Annotated in this window: 5 protein-coding genes; all 5 read left to right on the top strand. The window is 49.6% G+C overall.

The features are described from left to right. Positions 1 to 171 precede the first annotated feature (171 nt). Entirely contained in the window at positions 172 to 1,368 is a 1,197-nt protein-coding gene (locus PHF27_RS12870; RefSeq protein WP_300070843.1) for a hypothetical protein, read from the top strand. 45 nt (positions 1,369 to 1,413) lie between these two features. Then, complete coding sequence (locus tag PHF27_RS12875; RefSeq protein ID WP_300070846.1) at positions 1,414 to 2,724, top strand: L-serine ammonia-lyase, iron-sulfur-dependent, subunit alpha; 1,311 nt, start codon at positions 1,414 to 1,416, stop codon at positions 2,722 to 2,724. 17 nt (positions 2,725 to 2,741) lie between these two features. Beyond that, positions 2,742 to 3,125, top strand: coding sequence for a RidA family protein (locus PHF27_RS12880; RefSeq protein ID WP_300070849.1), 384 nt, complete (start codon positions 2,742 to 2,744; stop codon positions 3,123 to 3,125). A 216-nt stretch (positions 3,126 to 3,341) separates the two neighbouring features. Next, positions 3,342 to 4,487, top strand: coding sequence for an ABC transporter substrate-binding protein (locus PHF27_RS12885; protein WP_300070852.1), 1,146 nt, complete (start codon positions 3,342 to 3,344; stop codon positions 4,485 to 4,487). Beyond that, a partial coding sequence (locus PHF27_RS12890) for a diguanylate cyclase (RefSeq protein WP_300070855.1) occupies positions 4,484 to 6,029 on the top strand: 1,546 nt, incomplete at its 3' end. The genes PHF27_RS12885 and PHF27_RS12890, both read left to right, overlap by 4 nt.

The raw sequence follows: 6,029 nt of genomic DNA on the forward strand, positions 1-6,029 counted from the left end.
TGCACTACTACATGCATATTTTCATTATAGGATGGGTGGTACTATTTACCGGAATGGTGGTAGCGTTCCAACGGAATCGCGGTATCACAGAGCCGGACAGGCGGTGCAACTTGGCCCGGAATACTCAGAGAGGCCATTCGCTTTGACGGCACCGACTGGGGCTGGGTCATTATGAGCATCGGCATGGCTATCGGGGCCGGTATCGTATTTTTGCCGGTGCAGGTAGGGCTGATGGGGTTATGGGTCTTTTTACTGTCCTCGGTCATCGGCTATCCGGCGATGTATTTATTCCAGCGGTTATTTATCAACACCCTGGCGGCTTCGCCGGAGTGCAAAGACTATCCCAGTGTTATTTCCGGGTATTTAGGAAAGAACTGGGGCATTTTTCTCGGGGCCTTGTACTTTATCATGCTGGTGATTTGGGTGTTTGTGTATTCTACGGCCATTACCAATGACAGCGCGTCATTCTTGCAGTCCTTCGGCGTCACCGATTCGCTGTTGTCGAAGAATCCGTTCTATGGTTTAGTGCTGATCTGTTGTTTGGTCGCTATGGCCTCACGTGGGGAAAAGGTACTCTTTAAAATCTCTACCGGCATGGTGCTGACCAAGCTATTGGTGGTAGCGATTTTAGGAGTTTCCATGATTGGCCACTGGGATCTAAACAATGTCGGAGCCGTGCCGGCTTTGGGCAGCTTGACCACGGACACCATCGTCATGCTGCCGTTTACTTTAACGTCCATTCTATTTATTCAAAGCCTAAGTCCCATGGTCATTTCCTATCGTTCCCATGAAAAGTCCATTGAAGTAGCGCGCTATAAAGCCATGCGCGCCATGAACATTGCCTTTGGTATTTTGTTTGTGACGGTCTTCTTTTACGCCGTGTCCTTCACCTTATCCATGGGCCATGAGCAAGCCGTCTATGCGTCCAAGGCCAATATCTCCGCGCTGGCCATGGCGGCGCAGGGCCAAGGCCAGCAGACCGTGAAAATCTTCAGCTTGATTCTCAACATCTTCGCCGTCATGACCGCCTATTTCGGCGTCTACCTCGGCTTTCGCGAAGCTTGCCAGGGCATTGCCATGAACCTTCTGGCGCGGGTGATGCCGGAAAACCATATCAATAAGACCATGGTGAAGAACGGCATTATCGCCTTCACCATCTTGGTTTCCTGGGGTGCGATTGTGCTCAATGCGCCGGTACTGAGCTTTACCTCCATCTGCAGCCCCATCTTTGGCTTAGTTGGATGTTTGATTCCGGCGTACTTAGTCTACCAGGTACCGTTCTTGCAGCACTATAAAGGCTGGGCGCTGCGCATCATTATCTTTACCGGCGTCTTGTTGTGCGTATCGCCATTCCTGGCGTTTTCGTGAAATATAGTTAGTGCTTGAGAAGTAGAGAAAAGGAGAGGAGCAGTGATGATGACGGAACAAGGGAAGGTAGAAGAAAAACTAAGGTGGGCCGACCTACTCAAGGCGGTGCAGCAGGAAGTGCGTCCAGCCATTGGCTGTACCGAGCCGGTGGCCGTGGCGCTGGGGGCGGCTATTGCCGCCCGGGAACTGGAAAAACCGGTGGAACGCATTGAAGTCCAAGTATCCGCTAATATGATGAAAAACGGCATGGGCGTTATGGTGCCGGGAACCGGCATGGCGGGGCTCGCCATTGCCGCTGCCGCCGGAGCCGTCAGCGGCGACCCGGAGGGCAAGCTGGAAGTCTTAAAGCGCCAGAATAAAGCCGATGTAAAACGAGCCAAACAAATGGTGGCGAAACACAAGGTTCATCTTGCCATTGCCGAAGTGCCTAATGTGCTCTATGCGGACGTGAAAGTCTTTAGCGGCAGCAAGTGGGCTCGCGTGTGCATTGCCGACGATCATACCCAAGTAGTGCGTGTGGAGCGCGAGGACGAAGTGCTGTATGAAAAGCGCAGCGTAGGAAGTACCGCAGAAAGCGCCTTCTCACTGGAGGGCGTTACCGCCAGCGATGTTTATGAGTTTGCCACCACCGCGCCGCTGGATTTGCTTCGCTTTATCTTGGAGTCCGCCAAACTGAACGATGCCCTAGCCGACGAAGGACTAAAAGGAGGCTATGGCCTTCATATCGGCGCGACCTTGCAGCGCCAGAGCGAGGAAGGCTTGCTGGCCGATAGCTTGATGAACCGCGTTTTGCTCCGCACCACCGCCGCATCGGACGCCCGCATGGGCGGCGCGTCGCTGCCCGCCATGACCAACTCCGGCTCCGGCAACCAAGGCATTACCGCCACTGTGCCGGTGAGCGTAGTGGCGCAGTATGTTCAGGCGGACGAAGAGACGCTGATTCGCGCGCTCATGCTGTCTCATGCGATGGCGATCTATATCCACAGTAAGCTGCCCAAGCTGTCCGCCTTGTGCGCCGTCTCTACGGCGGCGATGGGTGCGGCCTCCGGTATGGCGTGGCTGCTGCGTAAGGATTTTGGGACCGTAAGCATGGCGATTTCCAGCATGGTAGGAGATATGGTGGGCATGATTTGCGACGGCGCCTCCAACAGCTGCGCCATGAAAGTATCTACCGCCGTATCCTCCGCCTGCAAGGCGGTGCTCATGGCGCTGGAAGGAACTCGCGTTACCGGCTGCGAAGGCATTGTGGCCGAAGACGTGGACGCCTCTATTGCTAACGTCGGGGAACTGGCCTGCAAAGGCATGGTCCAGACCGACGACCAGATCCTAAAGATTATGCTCCATAAAGTAGGCTAAAGAAGAAGGTGCAAAAAATGAAAGAAGTGATCTATACGGACGGTGCGCCCAAAGCCATTGGTCCGTACTCGCAAGCCATAAAGGCGAATGGATTCCTCTTTGTTTCCGGCCAACTGCCGAGCGACCCGAAGAGCGGCAAATTTCCAGCAGGCGGCATTGAAGAGCAAACGCGCCAATCCCTGGAAAACCTAAAAGCCATTCTTGAAAAAGCGAATGCTTCATTTGAGAACGTGGTAAAGACGACCGTCTTGATGCAGGACCTGGAGAACTTTACCGCCATGAATGCAGTGTATGCTGAATACTTTACCAAGAACTATCCAGCCAGAGTCTGCGTGCAAGTGGCTAAGCTGCCGCAAAACGCACTCGTGGAGATAGAAGCCATTGCCGTGTGCTGCGGCTAACCAAGGCCCCTCTAACATACTATAGATAAGCGATAGGCCGTGTGAAATGAAACCTTCACACGGCCTGGCGCGCTTTTGAAACGTATTGGCAAGCGTCGTTGACTAGTTCGCAAATAAATAGTTTTTGGGAATAAGTGTAAAGAAGGATTGTTTCGCAACAGCTAGAAATTACCTAATTAAGAATTTAGAAAAGAAGAATAGAAAGGAGCCAAGAACATGAAGGATGGTAAACGCAACCTGAAAACTTGGCTCTTTTTTGGTATCAGCAGTTTGCTTTTTATCGCGGTAATCTTTTTGATTTATCATTTGTTTTTTTCTCCTATTAAACTGGGCTTTTCCGCTGGCCTTTCCGGTTTGAAATCGGAGCTGGGGATAAGCGGCAGAAACGGTGCGCAGTTGGCGGTTGAAGAAATCAATCGAAATGGCGGAATTCGGGGCAGGAAGATTGAACTAGTCGTAGCGGATGATAAAAATGACGCTAACATTGCGTGCGCGGTGGATCAACGCTTGGCGGAACAAGGGGTAACTATTATTATTGGTCATATGGTAAGCAGTGTGGCCATGGATACGGTAAAAAATGCGAATGAAAAGAACCTATTGTTAATTAGTCCGACGATTGCTACGGATGAACTAACACAAGTAGATGACAACTTTATCCGCGTGATTGCTTCGAACAAGGTCCAAGGCTATAGTTTGGCGAAAGCGGTTTTACAAGAAACGGCGGTGCGGTCCATCGCCATTGTATATGATGAAAACAATGCTTCTTTTGCTAAGATCATCAAGGAAAGTTTTGAAGCGCAGCTTCAGGGGAGCGGCGGAAAGGTAGTCGCTACTGAATCGTTCAAGAATCGTAACGATTTTAAACGCATTGTTTCGGCGCTGCGTGAAAGCGAAGCGGAAGGCGTTCTCTTGATTGCATCAGCGATTGATGCGGGCCTGTTCTGCCAGCAAAGTCGAAAGCAAAATTTCAAGCTGCCCGTGTTCGCTCCTATGTGGACGATGACTAATGATTTTATTCAAGCTGGCGGCGCTGACGTTGAAGGGGCTTATTTAATTAGCCAGGTTGACCTAGAGAGTGAAACGGCCCTATATGTTGCATTTCAAAAGGCCTACCGAGAACGATACAAGGAGATTCCCTCCTTTGCTTCCATTTTGAGTTATGATGCCGTAATGGTTGCCGCTGCGGCTATTCAGGAAGCGGGGACTACTTCGACGGAGCCGGTGAAAGACGCCATTTTGCGTTTGGGCGAATTTTCCGGGTTGCAGGAATCTATAAAAATGGATAGCTTCGGCGATGTGAAGAACAGCTACTATCTTTATCGCGTACAAAATGGCGCATTTAAAAAGGTGGGACGACTGTGAGATTAAAAACGTATTTAATCATCAGCCAGCTTCTTGCCGTAACCTTGTCTGTCTTTTTGCTGGGCGCTATGAACTTTTACTACATGTATCAGAATGTGCAGCAAGACTTGCAGTATAAAAATGATATGCTGGCTCATGCGACCTCGCGAGAAGTCGCTGAGCTGTTACGTGCGCCATTACGACTGATGGAGCAAATTAGAGCTGTGTATCAGAATGAAAGTTTGGGAAGTCAAAGCGCCGCCGATGAGGTAGTAAATCACTTAATCCAACAGGAAAATTTTTTTGATCGAATCGAATTTATCGATGAAAAAGGATATGTTGTGAGAACTATTCCCCGCAATGAAGATATGGCGGATATGGATCGTTCGCGGTACGAGTTTTATAAGAAGATAAGTAATGGAACCTCCGTATATTGGTCTAATTCCTTTATCTCAACCGAAACCGGGCAGCCGACCGTTATTGTAGCTATGCCCGTATCAGGAGGAAGCATAGCAGGGTATCTTAATTTGCAGCGAGTCAGTAATATAACGGATGTCTTTTTCGAAATGTATGGAAAGAATGTGTTTGTCGCCATTACGGATGAAAGAGGCGTAACGATTGCTCATACGGACCGAGAGAAAGTTTGGCAGCGAGAATGGTCCGGCGACTATTTCGATCTGCACAAAGACCAAAAGAATGATAAAGAAAAGCAAGTAGCTATTTCCGGGGTAGAGTATCTTGTTAGCGCCGAAGAGGTTAATGAGTCGGGCTGGCATGTAGTGGTTTACCAGGCGGTAGATGTTGCCTTTGCTACGCTGCACCGAATTCAATGGTTCTTTATTATTTCGGCGTCTCTCGTTTTAGTAGGCGGTCTGGCTCTTTCCTGGCGTAAGCTAGGATCGACGTTGCAAGCGTTTAGCCGTTTGAATCAACGCTTTGTAGCCATTGCGGGAGGTAACCTGGAAATTAAGGCGGAGCATGAAGGATTTAGTGAGCTAAATGAGATGGTGGATCATTTTAATCATATGGTGCACAATGTACGGGAGCGGGATCGTAGGCTCTATGAATTGGCGCATAAGGACAGCCTGACTGGGCTGGGAAATCGCAGCTTGTTTTTGCAGTGGATGCAGCAAGCGGTGCGGGAGAACAAGTCTTTTGGAGTCGTGTTTTTAGACTTGGATGATTTTAAACTGGTCAATGACTCTTATGGGCATTGGCAAGGGGACTTGTTATTAATCAAAGTCGCGGAAAAATTAAGGGCTATTGCGGGTGAAAATGCGGTTTTGGCCCGCCTTGGCGGCGATGAGTTTGTTTTTATTGTTCAAAATTGGGAAGACGCCCCGGGAATGCAGTGGATTAAAAGGCTAAGCGAAACAATGGCTGAGCCTGTGAAGGTGAACAGCTATGTCTTTTCGACAGAGGCGAGTATTGGAATTTCTGTATTCCCGAAAGATAGCGGCGACGCGGACGAGCTTCTTCGTTTTGCGGATATGGCCATGTATCAAGCCAAAAATCACGGGAAAAATGGATTTTGTTTTTATGCGGAGAAAATGAATGAAGAGA

It is taken from the genome of Anaeromusa sp., from assembly GCF_028691475.1.
Lineage (GTDB): Bacteria > Bacillota > Negativicutes > Anaeromusales > Anaeromusaceae > Anaeromusa.